Below are 17,494 nucleotides of genomic sequence, written 5' to 3'. Positions count from 1 at the left end.
CTTATCTCGACGAACGATCCTCTTTATGACCTCAGAAACTATCTCATTGACGAATTTATTTTCTTGGGCAAGTTAATAAGGAAGGGCTTTTTTCGTCACGAGGTAAAGCAAAATAAGTTTTTTTATAAAAGCAGCTTCGGAAATATATACTTAAGTTTGCTTGGTTACCCGCAAGTACATTTCACCCTGCCGCCTACACTCGGACGATCATTTAGTTCAACGCCCCTGCCCGGATTTGTGATAAAATTTGAGTGGCCCGCATATGACGCTTCTTAGAATACTTACTGATGGGGGAATGAAGCGATGAACAACTCGAAAGGATATTTTTATTATTTGGTTTGGATCGTTGGGGCGATCGTGCTGGTGTATTACGGACAGCAGTTTACTCACATGATGGATCAAAAGGCCGGCACGTTCTACAGAATGGACTACAGCTTGCTGGGGGATATCGTTTATTCTTTTGTTTTCGGACTGTACTTGAGCTTTTTGAGCGGATGGCCGCGCCGGAAAAGCTTGCACCGCCCGCTGTTCTTTTTCGTGTTTTTGCCCAGCCTCATCCTGCTGTTGTACCCGCTGATAACGATTTATATCAACCAAATCCGTATTGCCGGATACCACCTATGGGTGGGGCAAGTACAGCTGTTCTTTATTGGTCTGCTTAGCGGCTACTCTTTGATGAAAAGCCTGTTTTCCAGCAAATAAACTCATTTAATATCGGAGGGCATAACGCATGGGGAAAATATTGGTGCTGGGCGGTTCGCGATATTTCGGAAAAAGGCTCGTCAGCCTGCTGGCGCTTTCAGGCGAGCATGAGGTCACGGTAGCCACGCGCGGCTTGACGGCGGTCAATGCGGAAGGCAACGTCCGTCACTTAAGGATCGACCGCGGCGATGAAGCGTCGTTGCACCAGACAGCGGTTGAGGGGCCTTGGGATGTCGTATACGACAATATTTGCTTTACACCTAACGATGCCTTGGCGGCCATACGGGCGTTTGACGGAAAGGTTCGGCGTTATGTCCTGACGTCTACGATGTCCGTTTACGGCTTTAGCGAAAATCCGATTTCGGAGTCCGGTTTCGATCCTTACATTTATGAGCTTAAACCGGGCGGCCCGGATGATTTCGATTATGGCGAGGGGAAACGGATGGCGGAGGCGGCGTTTTTTCAGCGGGCCGACTTTCCGGTTAGCGCCCTGCGGATTCCGATCGTGCTAGGCCCGGATGATTACACCCGCAGGCTGCATTGGCATGTGGAGCGGATTCGGCAAGGGCTGCCTATCGTCGTGCCGAACCCGGACGCGGCGATTTCCTTCATTTCCTCGGGGGAAACCGCTAGCTTTCTGAGCTGGCTTGGCCACAGCGAAATGACGGGGCCGATCAACGCCTGCTCCGACGGAAACATCACGATCGGCGGAGTCATCCGCTTGATTGAGGAAATCGCAGGAAAGCAAGCTGTTGTCCATGGCGAAACCCAAACCAACGACGATAATGCTTCTCCGTTTGGCATTCCGTCCTCCTGGGTTCTGGACAATGGCAAAGCGAAGGCGGCGGGTTTCCGGTTTGAAGCATTGACCGATTGGCTTCCGGAGTTGATACGGGAAATAGCGGCAGGATAACAAACGGGAGTGGCAGACATCGCCCGGGCGTGCCTGTATTTAACCCATCCCGACAATACGTTCGTCACCGGGGCGCATCTCGTCGTGGACGGCGGCATGACGCGCAAAATGATTTACGAGCCGTAAGCCCAGCCAAGCAGAACGCCGCCCGCGGCGCCGGCGAGGACGGCGATCCAGGGGGGCAGCTTCCAATACACGAGCAGGGCGAACAAGGTCAGCACCAGCACAACGTCACCGGTATGCCGGACGGAGGAGGTCCAGATCGGATCGTACAGGGCGGCGAGCAAAATCCCGACCACCGCGGCGTTGACGCCTTGCAGCGCGCGGTGGATGTTCGGCAGGCCGCGCACTCGGCTCCAGAACGGAAGTACCCCGATGACGAGCAGAAAAGCCGGTAAAAATATCGCCGCCGTAGCCAGCACGGCCCCGAATACTCCGCCGATCGCCGCCCCCAAATACGAGGCGAACGTGAACAGCGGCCCGGGAACCGCCTGAGCCGCGCCGTATCCGGCGAGGAAATCCGCTTCGCCGATCCATCCCCGCGGCACGACTTCGCTTTCCAGCAGCGGAAGCACGACGTGGCCGCCGCCGAATACGAGCGAACCTGCCCGGTAGAAACCGGCGAACAGCTGCAGGCCCGGGGAAGGCCATAACCAAACGCTGAGCGGGAGGATCACCAGCAGCCCAAAGAAAGCCGCCAGAGCGGCAATGGCCCGCTTCTTTCCGAGAACAATGGCTATGGATGGCTCCTCGTCCACGCGCGGGGACGGCGCACCGGGCAAGTCGCGGTAAAGCCATATGCCGATAAGTCCCGAAATCAAAATAATCAGCACTTGCGCAAGCCCGTTTGGCCATAACAGGGCGGCGGCGGCCGCAAGCACGGCGATCGTAGCCCGGCTGCGTCCGGCGGCGAGCTTTTGGCCCATGCTCCATACGGCTTGCGCCACGATCGCCACGGCGGTGAGCTTGAGGCCATGGAGCCAGCCGCTGTGCGCCAGTTCCGTCCCTTTTAGCAGCAGCGCGAACAGTGCAAGCAATAAGGCGGATGGCAGGGTGAAGCCGGCCCAGGCCGCCAATGCACCAAGTACGCCACCGCGGTACAAGCCAATCCCCATCCCCACCTGGCTGCTTGCCGGGCCCGGGAGGAGCTGACACAGCGCGACCAATTCCGCATATTTTTGCTCGCTTAGCCATTTGCGCTTGTTTACGTATTCCTCATGAAAATAACCGAGATGGGCGATCGGCCCTCCGAACGAAGTAAACCCCAGCTTGGCGGAAACCGCAAAAATCTCCCTTGCGCGGCGAAGAGCGCCTTGAGGAGAAGGTTTGGTCGCAGCGGGTTCAAGCGTCTTCATTTCCATAATTACCGCTCCTTTTTGGGCTCAAAACAAAAAACGGCGCTTGACTGCGGGAAAAGTGTAATAGCGTAAAAGTGTGCGAAAAAAATCTAACGGTTGTGAGCGACGCTATTTGGGTGAAAACGAGCGCATACAGAATGTAACGGTTGCCAGCAAGCCTATTTCCCGTTTTATCGCACTAGCGTTGTATTAACTTTTGCTAAAAATTTCCCCAAAAAAGCTACCCGGAAATTTAACGATTGTACCGTTAGCGTAGAAAATGTATTCCGGATAGCTTGATCAATCGAGATTACCCGCTAGTCATGCACCTATTTTTAGGTTGAGCCCCTTTCTTTTGCTGATTTTCTAAGATGATTTAGGCGTTTCCCACTACTCTATCACACTATTGTTAACGCAGAGCAAATTGTCTGGAGAGCTTGATGCGCTTGAAAACCAATGCTAAAATATCCCGAGTTAACAATTAACCGCAAAAGGGGATTCATATGAGACCGATTTGAACAATGTCCGACTTCAACCGCCAACCAGAATGTTGTATTTATTTGAAGCCCGGGAAATTCCGGGGATCGGATGGAAGAGGAAGGGCAAAAAGAGAATGTTTAAAAAGTCATTTTATTATTTATGGGGTTCGCAGACCCTGTCCAACGCGGCGGATGTTTTATATTTAGTGGCATTAACGACTTTTGTGCTGGACCAAACCGGTTCGGTCGTGTTTGCGACGCTGGTGCCGTTTATCCGCGTCACGTCCCAGCTTATCAGCGGTTTGCTGGCGCCTTTAATGATCGCCCAATATCGGCTTCCTTTCTTGCTAACGTTGTCGCAATGCGGGCAATTTCTGCTGTTCGGGTTTATGGCGGGATACGTCTCGCCGTGGTTTGGAGGCGCCAGCCTTTGGGTGCTGTATGTATTTATTTTCGGCATTTCCTTCCTCGACGGATGGACGACGCCCGCCCGGAACGCGTTAGTGCCCAGGCTTGTCGCCGATGAGGCGCTGTTAAAAGCGAACGGAATCATGGCCGCCACCGATCAGATCGTACAATTTGCCGGATGGGCGGTGAGCGGGCTGGCGGTTGCCGTGTTCGGCTCTTTTCCCATCCTGCTTCTGGTGGCGGCCGGGTACGGGGTGGCGATGCTGGCCACAACGGTCATCGTCGATCCGACAGAACCTCCGCGCCGCCATCTGCTGGATGTTCGTACGGCTGCAGTCGCTGAAACGATAGAATGCCAGGGCATGGAATCGGCGGCGGGAAACATGCGGAAGCCATCGCGCCGGGAAACGCTGAAGCAAGGCTGGGTTGCGCTGTGGCGCTCGCCTCGGCTTCGTTCGTTGACGCTGATGGAGATCACGGATATGATCGGCGGCTCGGTATGGGCCGGAGCGTTTCTGCTCGTCTTCGTCCGGGAGGTATTGCTGAAAGGAGACGAGTGGTGGGGTTATATCAACGCCAGCTATTTTGCCGGAGCCGTATTGGGAGGACTGCTGATCGTAGCCCTGGTGGCGCGCATGGAAAAACGCATGTTCGCCGCGATGCTCGTCGGGATGCTCGGTTACGCCGTTTTAACCTTTTGGTTTGCGCTAAACCGGTCGGCGTTATTAACTTTGCTGATCGTGCTGCTGACGGGTCCGTTTACCGAGTTGAACGGCGTCATCCGCCAGACCTTTACCCAACGCAGTGTCGATAAGGATTTGCTGCCCAAAGTTTTGTCGGCCAAATCGGCCTTGCAAAACTTCACGTTTGGTTTCTCCGTCCTGTTTATGAGCGGCGTGGCCGAATTATTCGGGATTGTCTGGGTTTATTTGCTTGCCGCGCTGTTAAGCGCGATTTCGGTTTGGGTAGGCATCGCCAGCAGACGGGCGTATGCTGCGGCAAGCGGCGGCGAACCGTGGGACCTGGCGAGATGAAACAAAACCGCCGTTCAGCACGTACTTAAAAGCATAGGTGCATCCAAGGGAACATCGTGCGGCAAGAGATGCCTGCGCTTTGTACTCTTTATTTGGAGGGATACTTTTGTTTGAGGACTTAACCGGACAACTGGCGGAGCTGAAGGAAAAAGGGCGGAACGAGGAAAAATGGAGAAAACGGCTGGAGCAATACAAACAGGAACTGGCTGAAGCGGAAGTCGCCAGGGATCGGTGGCGGCAAAAGCTTGCCCACGAGGAAGAGGATGTCCGAAAGCTGTCGGGGATGTCCTTGTCCAATCTGCTGGCGACAATTCTTGGCAACAAGGCGGAAAAGCTGGATCGCGAGCAGCGGCAGGTGCTGGAAGCGAAGGTGAAATACGACGAGTCCGATCGCAAGGTACGGAGCTTGGAGCAGCAAATAGCCCAGCTTGAGCGGCAGTGGCAGGAGGTCCGCCATTGGAAAGCGGCCTATACCCGTGTGTTTCAGGAGAAGGAGCGGCAGGTCCTCACGCAAAACGAAGAGCTGGCGGAACTGGCCGACCGGCGGGCCGAGCTAAGCGTACAATTGAAGGAACTGGAAGAGGCGATCCTTGCCGGCCAATCGGTGCAAAGCGATTTAAGCGCCGCCGAGGATGATCTTCACTCCGCCAAAAATTGGGGCACGTACGATATGCTCGGCGGCGGCATGTTATCCACGCATATCAAGCACAACCGGATCGACGAGGCGATGGATCATATCTATCAGGCTCAGCGCAGCCTGGCCCGGTTTGAGCGCGAGCTTCGCGACGTGGGGGGCGGGCTCCCTGTTGAAATGGAAATCAGCGGGATGCTGACGTTTGCCGACTATTTTTTTGACGGCTTGATCGCCGATTGGCTGGTGCAAGGGCGGATTCAAGATACGCTGGCGCAGGTTGAGCAGAAGCAATCCGAGGTGGGCCGTCTAATGCAGAAGCTGGACGCCGCCCAACGAAAAGCCGAAAGCGAGCTTGCCGAGTTAACCCGAAAATATGTGCGGATCGTAGAGAATTACGGATAACGGTTTGTCGCTTCAACCCGGGGATTGCAGAGATCTCCGGGTTGTTTGTTCAAAACGGGGCTTGCCGCGCCGGCTTCCCGGTTATACAATTCGGCCCCGAGGTTAATAGTGATATTACAGGCCGGATACGGAAACCGAAAGATATGGAAAGGGCGGCAAACATGAAGCGAACCTGGTGGAAGGAAAGCGTAGTTTATCAAATTTACCCGATCAGCTTTAAAGATTCGAACGGGGACGGTATCGGCGATCTGCGCGGCATCATATCCAAGCTGGATTATTTGCAGGATCTGGGTGTCGACGTGGTGTGGATCTGTCCGATTTATAAATCGCCCGGGCACGACAACGGGTATGACATCAGCAACTATTGCGAGATAAAACCGCAGTTCGGCACGATGGAGGATTTCGACGAACTGCTGCACGGGCTGCATACGCGCGGGATGAAGCTGATGATGGATTTGGTGCTGAACCACACGTCGGACGAACATCCCTGGTTTCTGGAGTCGCGGCAGTCCCGGAACAATCCGAAACGGGATTATTACATTTGGCGAAAAGGGAAAAACGGCGGCCCTCCGAACAACTGGGAGTCGTATTTCAGCGGTTCGGTGTGGGAATACGACGCGCGGACGGACGAATATTATTTGCATTTATACTCCAAACATCAACCGGACCTGAACTGGGAAAACCCGGCCGTCATCGGCGAGATGCACAATATGATCCAATGGTGGCTAAAAAAAGGGGTGGACGGTTTCCGCTTCGATGCGATCGCGCATATCGTAAAAGCGAAAGGGCTACCGGACGCCGACAATCCGGGCCATTCGCCGACCGTGCGGGCGTACGGCATGTTTTCAAATTTGGACCATGTCCATACGCTGCTGCAAAATTTGCACGATGAGGTGCTGTATTTCTATGATATCATGACCGTAGGGGAAACCTCGGGGCTGGGGCCCGAGCAGGCGCTCGATTACGTCGGGGACGGCCGGCGGGAGCTGAATATGACGTTTCAGTTTGAGCATATGTTCTTGGATGCAGCTTCTCCCGGGACCGGCAAGTGGGAAGTCGTACCATGGAAGCTGGCCGACCTCAAGCGGGTTATGACAGGCTGGCAAACGATCCTGCACAAGAAGGGCTGGAACGCCAACTATCTGTGCAATCACGACCAGCCCCGCTGCGTGTCGCGGTTTGGAAATGACGGCCCGCACCGGATTCCTTCGGCAAAAATGCTGGCCACGTTCATCCATACGCTGGAAGGGACGCCTTATATTTATCAGGGCGAGGAGCTCGGGATGACCAACATCGCTTTCGATGCGATCGACGATTACCGGGACGTGGAAACGCTGAATTTTTATAAGGAACGGATGGAAGCCGGGGTGCCGGAGCATGAGATCATGCGGGCCATTCATCTGAAAAGCCGGGACAACGCCCGCACGCCGATGCAGTGGGAAGCTGGCGGCCAGGCGGGCTTCACGACGGGGACGCCGTGGATCGCCGTGAATCCCAACTGCAAGGAGATTAACGCGGCACAGGCGATGCAGGACCGCGATTCCGTGTATCACTATTATAAGGAATTAATTCGTTTGCGAAAGCGGCATGAGGTGTTTGTGTACGGCGAGTACCGGCTGCTGCTGGAGGATCATCCGGAGATCTACGCCTATACCCGGACGCTTGACGATACCCTGCTGCTCGTGATCCTGAACTTCTTCGCCGGCGAACCGGTGTTTGAATGGCCCGATTCCGTAAAGATCGAAGGGATCGAGCTGCTGATTTCCAACTATAAGCCGGACGAATGGGAAGATCTCCGCCAGTTGCGGCTCCGGCCTTATGAAGCAAGGGTGTATTTGCAACAAGGCAGCCGCGGATAAAACGATTGAAATTGGGGTGAGGACATGGAGAAATACGAAAACAACCGCCTGGCCTCGGTGCTTGGCCCATGAAGATCGGCATCGTTTCGGATACGCATCTGCCCCGCCGGGGCAAGGAGCTTCCGTCCGCCCTGCTCCGGCAGTTTGCAAACTGTGATCTGATCCTGCATTTGGGGGACTGGACAACGTTCGAGGTCTATGAGCAGTTGTCCGCGCTTGCGCCGGTCGAAGGCGTGGCCGGCAACAACGATCCCGCGGACATCGTCCGCCGGTTCGGCTACCACAAAGTGCTGGAGCTTGGGGCGAAAAAAATCGGTCTGACCCACGGCCATTTGCCCGGAGGCGGGCATAACGCCCTCGATAACGCCAAACGCGTATTCACCGGCAAGCAGCTCGACGCCGTGCTGTTCGGCCATTCGCACAAACCGCTGCTTACCCATAGCGGCGGCGTGCTGCTGTTTAATCCCGGGTCCCCGACCGACAAACGGCGGGAGGAGAAATACAGCTTCGGGATATTGGAAATTGGGGCAAAAGGGCTGGAAGCAAAGCATATTTTTATAAAATAATGAGCGGCGGTTTCCAGAATTGGCCGGAAGCCGGTTATTGACGGAAAATTGACCACCATTTAATATAGAAGTCATACTCATGTCCTAATCGGGGCGGCGTATTCACGTTCCCGCTCGCTTTATCACTTTCATCTATGAAAGCGTCAACGGGATCGTGCATTACAGCTCTATTGTAAAGGGCCTGATCATGGTTGAAAGGGGAAAATGAAGATGAGGAAGAAAATCGGACTATTTTTCGCGGTATCTCTCATGCTGCTTAGCGTCATTGGCTGCGGCAGCAACAGCGCAAGTTCGGGAAATGGCGCAAACGCTCAAAACAATGGAGCGGCCGAAGCCGGCAATGCGCAAAATGCAGGTTCTGGGGGCGGGACGGACAATAAGACATACAAGATCGCGATCTCGCAAATCGTCGAGCATCCGTCGTTGGATGCGACCCGCGAAGGTTTCATGGCGGCGTTGAAGGACGCGGGGCTCGTGGAAGGCCAAAACCTGCAGGTGGATTACAATAACGCGCAAGGCGATCAACCGAACAATATGGCCATCGCGCAAAAAATCGCCGGCGGAGATTACGACTTGGTCTTGGCGATTGCAACGCCTCCGGCCCAGGCTGTCGCCCAGCAGGTAAAAAACTCGCCGATTTTGTTCGCGGCCGTCACCGATCCGATTGATGCCAAGCTGGTTGACAATCTTGATCATCCCGGCGGAAACATTTCCGGCGCTTCCGATACCAATCCCGAAGCGATCACGAAGCTGATGGACTTTATCGCCGCGAATTTCAAGGATGTCAAAAAAGTCGGCGTAGTGCTGAATCAAGGGGAACCGAACGCGGTCATCATGACGGATCAGGCCGAAAAGGCGCTGAAGGCCCACGGAATCGAGCTCGTTAAAGCTACGGTCACAAACACTTCGGAAGTGAAGCAAGCGGCGGAATCGCTGGTCGGACGCGTCGACGCGCTGTACATTACGCTCGACAACACCGTCGTTGAAGCCGTCAGCACGGTCATCCAGGTCGCCAACGAACACGACATTCCTTTCTTCTCCAGTGACCGCGACACGGTTGAACGCGGTGCTTTCGCCACCGTCGGCTTCAAATACTACGACCATGGTTACCAAGTGGGACAAATGGCTGTGGATGTGCTGAAAAACGGCAAAAAGGTCGGCGACATGAAGGTGACGGTGCCGGATAAGCTTGACCTCATCCTGAACCTGAAGGCCGCCAAAGAGCAAGGCATCGAAGTAACCGACGCGATGAAGGATCAAGTGGTCGACAAAGAAAACAACATTATCGAATAAAGGCTCCGCAGGTTCGGGGGAGGTACTAATATGTTAAATTCACTGCTGGGAGCGCTGGAATCCGGACTGCTCTATGCGGTGATGGCGCTGGGCGTATACATTACGTTTCGGATTCTGGATTTTCCGGATTTGACCGTGGACGGCAGTTTTACGACCGGCGGCGCCATCGCTGCCGTAATGATCTCAGGGGGAATCTCCCCCTGGATCGCCACAGCGGCCGCTTTCTTCGGCGGGATGGCCGCCGGCGCCCTGACCGGGCTCATTCATACCAAAGGCCGCATTAACGGTCTGTTGTCCGGGATATTGATGATGATCGCGCTGTACTCCATCAATATGCGGATTATGGGCAAACCGAACGTCGCATTGCTCGGCGAAGATACGATTTTTACATCGGTTTCGCCGCTTGTGCTGATGCCGTTTGTGGTAATTGCGATCAAACTGCTGCTGGACCTGTTCCTGCGCACCGAGCTTGGCCTCGCGCTGCGGGCGACCGGGGACAATCAGCGGATGATCCGCAGCTTCGGCACCCACACCGACAACACGATTATTTTGGGCCTCAGCTTGTCCAACGGACTCGTGGCGGTATCGGGGGCGCTGATCGCCCAGCAATCGGGATTTTCCGATATCTCTTCGGGGATCGGGATGATCGTCATCGGCCTTGCTTCCGTCATTATCGGCGAAGCGATTTTCGGATCGCGCACGGTATTTTGGGCGACGCTGGCCGCCATCCTCGGTTCGGTCGTTTACCGGGTTGTCGTGGCGCTTGCGCTGCGCGTTGAATGGCTGGAACAAACCGACCTGAAGCTGATCACGGCGATCATCGTCATTATCGCTCTGGTGCTGCCGACCGTGAGCAGATCGCTTAAGCAAAAAAGCCTGGCCCGGGAGCGGGCCGCCGAAATCACCGGTTCGTCCGGGCGGAAAAGCTTGGGAGGTGGGCTCTGATGCTGCAGCTTTCCCGCGTGTCCAAGCTGTTTCATCCCGGAACGCCGGACGAGAAAATCGCCCTGATCGACATTAATCTGCATTTGGCCCCAGGAGATTTCGTGACGGTCATCGGCAGCAACGGCGCAGGCAAATCGACACTGATGAACATGATTTCGGGCGTTATTAAGCCCGACGCCGGCGAAATCCGCATCGGCGGCGCCGATGTCGGACATCTGCCGGAGTACAAACGGAGCCGCTGGATCAGCCGCGTGTTTCAGGACCCGATGGCCGGGACGGCGCCGCATATGACGATTGAGGAGAATCTGGCGATGGCCTATGCCCGCGGCAAGCGGCGCGGCCTGGGCTTTGGCGTCACCGCCAAGCGGCGGGCGATGTTCCAGGAGCAGCTAAGCCGGCTCGGGATCGGGCTGGAAGGCCGGCTGCGCGCTAAAGTCGGCACGCTGTCCGGCGGCGAACGCCAGGCGCTCAGCCTGCTGATGGCGACGTTCACCGAGCCGCAGATTTTGCTGCTCGACGAGCACACGGCCGCGCTCGACCCGGCCCGCGCCGAGCTGGTTACGCAGCTGACCCGCGACATCGTCAGCGAACTTAAGCTGACGACGCTGATGGTCACGCATAATATGGAACAGGCGATTCGCCTCGGCAACCGCCTGATCATGATGGACGGCGGGCGCATCATCCTCGATGTGGACGAGTCGCGCAAACGCGACCTGACCATGGAGCGATTGCTCGGCGAATTCGAGCGGATCAGCGGGCATAAGCTGTCCGACGACCGCGTAGTTTTAGGTGGCTAGCCATCGCCATAAAGAATAAAAAGCCTGCCCGGCGGAGCATTCGCGGGGCAGGCTTTTTTTGTTAATGGACCGGTGGGACCAACTGCAAAAGCGCATTTGATTTCTGTTCAAACTCCGTTTTTCGGCGATTGAAATGCAAAAGCCGCCGAAAGTGCATCTGAATATTAGCGATTTGATCAAAAAGTGACTTTTAGCCGGAAAATGACCTGCACATTTGCATTTGAACCTCCTGTTTAGGGGAGTTTCGACGAAATTCGCCTGCACTTTTGCATTTCGTGGGATTTTTCCCCCTTAAAAGTACGTCGCTTGGCGTTTTGGGGTTTAATATTTTACCCCCGCACTCGCACGCTGCTGTCGTTCCGGATGCCGTCTTTGAGCAACCACCGGTGAAAAAAATATTCAAACACGCCGACGACGACGGTGATGGCTAAAATCTCCCCGGGCGAAAGCGTCCACCCCGCGCTGGCGGCAATCGCCCATAACATCAGATACACAAGCACGGCGTCTACCAGCGTGGCGATGGCGTTGTTGGTACGCGGGAGAATAAACAAGTCCCCGAATAAATAGGCCAAAATGGCCAACGCTATAGCTGTCATCAGCGCCCCGACCAGCGATGCGTTGCTCAACCACAGCAACATGGCCACGACGATAATGCCGTTTCCAAGCAGTTTGACGAAAAATTTACTCACGGTAATGCACCTCCTTCTGCCTGCCGTTAATTTCCCCGGCTTAATGGCGGAGTATGCGCGAAAGAAACGAAGGAGCGCCTAATAAATTGTTAAGGGGGGAAGCGGCCGCGGCAATTTGGATTCATAAAGCGCTTAGTCCGTGCTATAATCAGCCTTACGAAGGAGATGAGGAGAATGATTCTTGAAGTAGCGGAACTACACGTAAAACCCGGGATGATCAACGAATTTGAAAGCAATTTCCGCAAAGCGTCGAAGATTATCGCCCAGACGGAAGGCTATATTGAACACGAGCTGCATAAATGCGTGGAAACGGAAAACAAATATATTCTGCTCGTCAGATGGCAGTCGATCACGGCGCACGAGGTCGGGTTCCGTAAATCGCCTCATTACCAGGAGTGGAAAGCGCTGCTGCACCACTTTTACGATCCTTTTCCGACGGTGGAGCACTACGTTCAGATCAGGCATGAAACGGATTAACGGAATTACGGGAGAAAGGAAGTCGGGAGCGGATACATATGCCTACGGACATGGAATATTCGATTGAGGACGCAACTTTGCAAGATTTGCCGGCGATCGTCGCCATTTACAATGAAACGATTGCCGGACGGATGGTCACCGCCGATCTGGAGCCGGTTACGGTGGAAAGCAGGCTAAAATGGTTTGATGAGCATTCCCCGGATTTCCGCCCCCTCTGGGTTATGAAATCAGGCGGACGCATCGTCGCCTGGCTCAGCTTTCAATCCTTTTACGGCCGCCCGGCCTACAACGCTACCGCCGAGATCAGCATTTATCTAACCGGCGAGCACCGTTCGCGCGGGATCGGCAGCATTTTGCTGAACAAGGCGCTTGCCGCTTGCCCCGGACTAAGGTTGAAAACTCTGCTTGGTTTTGTGTTTGCCCATAACGGGCCAAGCTTGTCCCTGCTGCGCAAATTCGGTTTTGAAGAGTGGGCGTTTTTGCCGCGGGTAGCCAATTTGGACGGGGTGGAGAGGGACCTTGTCATTTTGGGAAGAAGGGTTGAAGCGTAACGTAATTTTTTGCGATTGGGGAAAATGAAGTTGAACGAATGGATTAAACAAATCACGGATTGGTTTTTGGAGACGACGGGCTTAACCGGTTATTCCATCCTGCTGCTGACGATACCTTTAGCCGTCCTACAAGGGTTGTTCGGTTTTTTCCCGTTCGCCACGATCGTGATGCTGCATATCTCGCTGCTTGGCATTGCCGGCGGCCTCGCGGCCAGTTGGATTGCCGGAAGCGCGGCGGGAATGATCGTATATTTGCTGTGCAGGTATTTGTTCACCGACTGGTTTAACCGGAAATGGATGAACCGATTGAGGAAATACGAGAAATGGCAAAAAGGTTTGGATCGGTACGGGGTGTGGGCCGTTATTTTTCTTCGCACAGTGCCGATTATGCCGAACAACTTGATTTCGTTTATGGCGGCGATTTCCAATTTAAGACTGTGGTCGTACACTTGGTCGAACGTGGTCGGGAACTTGTCCAGCATCTGGCTGTTCGGAATCTTAAGCGCGCCGCTCGTGTTTCCGGGCGCCGATTTGCGGCAGCTGATCTTGGCGTATGCCGTGTTTTTACTGGCGCTTTGCGCCGCATTTTACTTGAGAAACCGGAAGATGGCCAAAAAAGACCGCGGGATGATGACATAGCGGCTCACGGATAGGGGGCAATGGATATGAATGCGACAACAGGGGACGCCGTGGGAACGAAAACGGCGTCCAAACCAAGAAAACTGCTGCTGAGCGCCGGGCTCAGCTGGATGTTCGACGCCATGGACGTCGGCATCATATCGTTTATCGCCGCCGCCTTGGCGGCGGAGTGGAGTTTGACTCCGGAGCAAACCGGATTTTTCACGAGCATCAATTCGGTCGGAATGGCCTTTGGTGCGGCGGTCGCCGGGTTTATGGCGGACAAGTTCGGGCGGAAATCCGTGCTGTTGTGGACGCTGCTTATATTTTCGGCGGCGAGCGGCTTGTCCGCGGCGGCAACCGGTTTTGCCGTACTATGCGTGCTGCGCTTTATCGCCGGGTTTGGGCTCGGGGGAGAGCTGCCGGTGGCCTCCACGCTCGTTTCCGAGTCCGTTCCCGCCAAAGAGCGGGGGCGGGCGGTGGTGCTGCTCGAAAGCTTTTGGGCGGCCGGCTGGATAGCGTCGGCATTAATCTCCTATTTCGTCATTCCAAAGTGGGGCTGGCAGGCGGCGTTCCTGATCGGCGCGGTCCCGGCGCTTTACGCGTTATATTTGCGCAAATCGATTCAGGAGCCGGTACGCTACCGGGAACAGGCCGCCGGAAGGAAAGGGCAGGCGCCGTCCTTCGGCAAACGGTTCGCCTCCGTATGGGCAAAGCCGCACCGGCGTTCCACCGTCATGCTTTGGGTCCTATGGTTTACCGTTGTTTTTTCGTATTACGGCATGTTTTTGTGGCTGCCATCGGTGATGGTGCTAAAGGGCTTCAGCCTGGTCAAAAGCTTTGAATACGTCCTGATCATGACGCTGGCCCAGCTTCCCGGTTATTTCACGGCCGCGTACTTCATCGAAAAGTTCGGCCGCAAATTCGTGCTGGTGCTTTATTTGCTGCTGACCGCCGCCAGCGCAGCCTGGTTCGGAGCCGCCGCCAGCGAAGGGATGCTGATGGCCGCCGGCATCTGCCTGTCCTTCTTCAATCTGGGAGCATGGGGCGGCATGTACGCCTATACGCCCGAGCTGTATCCGACCTCGGTTCGCTCCACGGGAGTGGGCCTGGCCGCGTCGTTTGGCCGGATCGGAGGGATCATTGCGCCTTTTCTCGTCGGCATGCTCGTTGCCCGGCATGTGGCGGTCGGTTCGATTTTTTGGCTGTTTTTCGTGACGATCGTGATCGGAGCGCTGGCCGTATGGTGGCTGGGGACGGAAACGAAGGGGAAGGAATTGGCGGACTGAATTTGGATATTTTTAAAAAAACAGGCCCTCGGAAGATACTTCGGAAAGTATCGGCCGGGGGCCTGCCTCTTAATGGGCGTTTAATTCCATGTCTCGGTATTCAGGGTTTGTGCCGGCTTTAAGAAGTGGCCTTGAATGCCGATTTTCTGCAATTCGGAGACAAAACGTTGTCCATCCTGACGGATCAGCTCGAAGGTGTTGTAGTGAACCGGGACGACATGTTTGGCATTGACCCACTCGGCCGCGACCAGCGCGTCCTCCGGTCCCATCGTGTAATGATCGCCGATCGGCAGAAACGCCAGATCGATCGGCCGGCGGCTGCCGATCAGCTTCATGTCGCTGAACAAAGCCGTGTCCCCCGCATGATACAAGGTCAGATCGCCCAGCTCCAACACGATGCCCGCGGCGACGCCAAAATAAAGGCTGACGCCGTCCTCCCGAGTCACCGATGTGCTGTGCAGCGCCGGCACCCATTTCAGTTTGCCGAACGGCAATTGGATGGAGCCGCCCAGGTTCATCCCGATCGTCTGCAGCCCGGCATGGGTGAAATAGTTCGCCAGCTCGACGATCGCGACGATGGGGGCATGGTTGCGTCTTGAAATGCTGTCCGCATCGCTGATATGGTCGGAGTGCCCGTGGGTCAGCAGGACGTAATCCGCTTTGATCTCATCGGCCGCCGCTCCCGCCAGCGGGTTGCCGGTCAGAAAAGGATCGATGATGATTTGATGTTTTCCCGTATCCAAATGGATGCAGGAGTGCCCCAAGTATGTGATTTTCATGCCTATCACCTCATTGGAAAAGATATCCTTCCTAAATTATTATACCCTCCGCCCGCGGGCCTGTCACATGCCATAGAAGTTTCATAGCACCATTTTCGGCATTCACCATCATTTGGCAGGGGAGAATGGATTCTTTTTCGGCGTGGATTTCCCTGGGGGCCCTGATTCTGGCCGAAACCGTGATGTGGCAGTATGTTACCTATTGGATAAACCATAACGAACGCGTAAAGAGAAATATTCCCGGTTTTCTGGCACTCGGAACCATCGCCGCCGCTTATTTGATCGCCGTTTTCGTGTATTCATTTTTTGCGGGGATCGATGGCCGGTTTTTGAGCGGATTAGTGCTGCTGCACATTCTAACCTTGACGATTGCCGTGCTGCTTGGAGGAGCGGTTTTGCTGTTCCTGAACTACACGCTGAAAAGCGACGAAACCACTCAATCGCAGCTAATCCATTTGTATGAGATCGAGTCCGGCCTCAAAAGCCTGCTGATGAAGATCGAGGCTTACGGAGAGACGGAAACCGAAGACATCAAATCCGTCCTAACGAAACTGATCGAACAAGTTCGTTTCAGCGATCCGGTCGTCCCGGATGCGCTGGCTTATCTGGACCAGGATCTTTTGTTCCGCATCGATATGCTCAAAGAGGAGCTGCAGCAAGGGGAGAAGGAGCAGCGTCTTGCTCCAGAGTCCGTTCTTTTGCGTCTGCAAGAACTAAAGCATCTGCTGGACGATCGCAACGCCCGATTGCTGCTGTCCAAATAGTTATGTGTACGGTTGATTAGGAGGACCACATGAAATCATTCTTTAAAAATTTATTCGGAGTTATTTGCACGGTCCTGGCCGGCCTTTTAGGAAGCATATTTTTAATCGTTCTTCTCGCCGCTGAAGATCCGGATACGATATTAATCGTAGCTTTAGTTTTGCTGATTCCGGCAGGCCTATTTCTCTTTCTTGGCATTCTTTTATTTAAAGGCTCCAAGAAAAAAGTGATTCCAACGTATTCAGGGCCTCCCGGATCCCGTCCTTATCCGCAGCAAAGACAAAGACCGGGCTCGCCATCGCCGGGGGCTTCTTCGCCATCATTTACGCCTATTGAACTAGACCCTGAGGTGGTCAAAGGCGCCGCTGAATTTATGAGTTCTCTTTTTGGCGGGCAGCAAACGGATGTAATAGAAAAACCTCCTGCTCCAAAAGAGCCGGTTTCCCTCGATTGCCCGGGCTGCGGGGCCAAAACGGTGGTGTATCCCGATAAGCCGGCGACTTGCGAGTACTGCGGTACGGTGATTCCATATAAGGATTGATAAATGACAAGGGACAAACCAAGAGGTTTGCCCTTTTTTTATGAGAAGTGGAAAAAAGGTTGGTTGTAAGAGCTAAAGGACTCCACGGACTTATCTGCGGAAAAACGGGGGTTTGCAAAATGTAAGGACAGATGGAATAGCGCGCAAGGTGTACCAGAGATTTTGTGTAGGCGTTAATGCAACGCCAGGGGAAGGTAGCCGGGAAATAGACGGATAAGGTCGCTGAAGTCTGTTGCGCGCCACAAATTTGAAAGAGCCGAAGTACCCGGTGGTGCTGCTTATGAAAAAGGGGAAGGGTACTACAACGTATGGGTTTACATGACAAAGGACCTGGTCAGCGGCGAGTTTTTTTATCTGATCTGATGTGATCAAATTTATAGCATTTTTAAAAGTATTGCTAGACTAACCCGCCGCCGGCA

At 54.6% G+C, this 17,494-nt stretch carries 18 protein-coding genes and 1 pseudogene; 16 read left to right on the top strand and 3 right to left on the bottom strand.

Annotated features, from left to right (window positions below; all coding sequences use genetic code 11):
- Positions 1–303 precede the first annotated feature (303 nt).
- The 3 genes and pseudogenes from NYE69_RS21185 to NYE69_RS21175 all read left to right on the top strand — a co-directional run.
- A complete protein-coding gene (locus tag NYE69_RS21185) occupies positions 304–702 on the top strand; it encodes a hypothetical protein (protein ID WP_213510254.1) in 399 nt (132 codons plus the stop codon).
- A 28-nt stretch (positions 703–730) separates the two neighbouring features.
- Positions 731–1,615: an NAD-dependent dehydratase gene (locus tag NYE69_RS21180; RefSeq protein WP_328271990.1), complete on the top strand. Its 885-nt coding sequence runs from the start codon at positions 731–733 to the stop codon at positions 1,613–1,615.
- 15 nt (positions 1,616–1,630) lie between these two features.
- Positions 1,631–1,741: pseudogene (locus NYE69_RS21175) on the top strand (SDR family oxidoreductase); the annotation flags it as partial.
- Here the strand turns inward: NYE69_RS21175 and chrA are convergent.
- Positions 1,729–2,970, bottom strand: coding sequence for a chromate efflux transporter (gene chrA, locus NYE69_RS21170; protein WP_340930475.1), 1,242 nt, complete (start codon positions 2,968–2,970; stop codon positions 1,729–1,731). The pseudogene NYE69_RS21175 and the gene chrA overlap by 13 nt on opposite strands.
- Positions 2,971–3,565: 595 nt before the next feature.
- Between chrA and NYE69_RS21165 the strand changes: the two genes are divergently transcribed.
- The 7 genes from NYE69_RS21165 (at position 3,566) to NYE69_RS21135 (ending at position 11,369) form a co-directional block, all read left to right on the top strand.
- The gene (locus NYE69_RS21165; RefSeq protein ID WP_328273073.1) at positions 3,566–4,873 is read left to right on the top strand and encodes an MFS transporter; all 1,308 of its coding nucleotides are present in this window, start codon (positions 3,566–3,568) and stop codon (positions 4,871–4,873) included.
- 106 nt (positions 4,874–4,979) lie between these two features.
- Positions 4,980–5,909, top strand: coding sequence for a hypothetical protein (locus NYE69_RS21160; protein ID WP_328273074.1), 930 nt, complete (start codon positions 4,980–4,982; stop codon positions 5,907–5,909).
- A 161-nt stretch (positions 5,910–6,070) separates the two neighbouring features.
- A complete protein-coding gene (locus NYE69_RS21155) occupies positions 6,071–7,768 on the top strand; it encodes a glycoside hydrolase family 13 protein (RefSeq protein WP_328273075.1) in 1,698 nt (565 codons plus the stop codon).
- Positions 7,769–7,836: 68 nt separating this feature from the next.
- Positions 7,837–8,334: a metallophosphoesterase family protein gene (locus NYE69_RS21150; RefSeq protein ID WP_328273076.1), complete on the top strand. Its 498-nt coding sequence runs from the start codon at positions 7,837–7,839 to the stop codon at positions 8,332–8,334.
- A gap of 210 nt (positions 8,335–8,544) precedes the next feature.
- Positions 8,545–9,627 (top strand): ABC transporter substrate-binding protein, encoded by a 1,083-nt coding sequence (locus tag NYE69_RS21145; protein WP_328273077.1) that lies wholly within the window; start codon positions 8,545–8,547, stop codon positions 9,625–9,627.
- Between the two features lie 30 nt (positions 9,628–9,657).
- Positions 9,658–10,572, top strand: coding sequence for an ABC transporter permease (locus tag NYE69_RS21140; RefSeq protein WP_036622519.1), 915 nt, complete (start codon positions 9,658–9,660; stop codon positions 10,570–10,572).
- The gene (locus tag NYE69_RS21135; RefSeq protein ID WP_340927775.1) at positions 10,572–11,369 is read left to right on the top strand and encodes an ABC transporter ATP-binding protein; all 798 of its coding nucleotides are present in this window, start codon (positions 10,572–10,574) and stop codon (positions 11,367–11,369) included. Before NYE69_RS21140 ends, NYE69_RS21135 begins: the two co-directional genes overlap by 1 nt.
- A 329-nt stretch (positions 11,370–11,698) precedes the next feature.
- On the opposite strand, the gene NYE69_RS21130 is transcribed toward NYE69_RS21135, so the two are convergent.
- Positions 11,699–12,058, bottom strand: coding sequence for a DUF2512 family protein (locus tag NYE69_RS21130; protein ID WP_082207750.1), 360 nt, complete (start codon positions 12,056–12,058; stop codon positions 11,699–11,701).
- Positions 12,059–12,232: 174 nt separating this feature from the next.
- Between NYE69_RS21130 and NYE69_RS21125 the strand changes: the two genes are divergently transcribed.
- From NYE69_RS21125 to NYE69_RS21110, 4 genes are read left to right on the top strand one after another with little or no spacing between them, the layout of a single operon-like run.
- Positions 12,233–12,535 carry an antibiotic biosynthesis monooxygenase family protein gene (locus NYE69_RS21125; RefSeq protein WP_328271931.1) on the top strand — a complete coding sequence of 101 codons (303 nt, stop codon included), beginning with the start codon at positions 12,233–12,235 and terminating at the stop codon, positions 12,533–12,535.
- 38 nt (positions 12,536–12,573) lie between these two features.
- Entirely contained in the window at positions 12,574–13,086 is a 513-nt protein-coding gene (locus NYE69_RS21120; protein WP_328271930.1) for a GNAT family N-acetyltransferase, read from the top strand.
- 30 nt (positions 13,087–13,116) lie between these two features.
- Positions 13,117–13,725 carry a TVP38/TMEM64 family protein gene (locus NYE69_RS21115; protein WP_412761719.1) on the top strand — a complete coding sequence of 203 codons (609 nt, stop codon included), beginning with the start codon at positions 13,117–13,119 and terminating at the stop codon, positions 13,723–13,725.
- Between the two features lie 26 nt (positions 13,726–13,751).
- Positions 13,752–14,993 (top strand): MFS transporter, encoded by a 1,242-nt coding sequence (locus NYE69_RS21110; protein ID WP_328271928.1) that lies wholly within the window; start codon positions 13,752–13,754, stop codon positions 14,991–14,993.
- Between the two features lie 80 nt (positions 14,994–15,073).
- On the opposite strand, the gene NYE69_RS21105 is transcribed toward NYE69_RS21110, so the two are convergent.
- Positions 15,074–15,772, bottom strand: a complete 699-nt coding sequence (locus tag NYE69_RS21105; RefSeq protein ID WP_328271927.1) for a metal-dependent hydrolase — start codon at positions 15,770–15,772, stop codon at positions 15,074–15,076.
- A 125-nt stretch (positions 15,773–15,897) separates the two neighbouring features.
- Between NYE69_RS21105 and NYE69_RS21100 the strand changes: the two genes are divergently transcribed.
- Both NYE69_RS21100 and NYE69_RS21095 read left to right on the top strand, forming a co-directional pair.
- On the top strand, positions 15,898–16,536 hold the full coding sequence (locus NYE69_RS21100; protein WP_328271926.1) for a hypothetical protein: 639 nt from the start codon (positions 15,898–15,900) through the stop codon (positions 16,534–16,536).
- A 29-nt stretch (positions 16,537–16,565) separates the two neighbouring features.
- Positions 16,566–17,075 carry a hypothetical protein gene (locus tag NYE69_RS21095; protein ID WP_328271925.1) on the top strand — a complete coding sequence of 170 codons (510 nt, stop codon included), beginning with the start codon at positions 16,566–16,568 and terminating at the stop codon, positions 17,073–17,075.
- Positions 17,076–17,494: the final 419 nt, after the last annotated feature.

Source organism: Paenibacillus sp. FSL R5-0527 (assembly GCF_038008055.1).
Classification (GTDB): domain Bacteria; phylum Bacillota; class Bacilli; order Paenibacillales; family Paenibacillaceae; genus Fontibacillus; species Fontibacillus macerans.
This window is presented reverse-complemented; position numbering and strand designations above follow the sequence as displayed.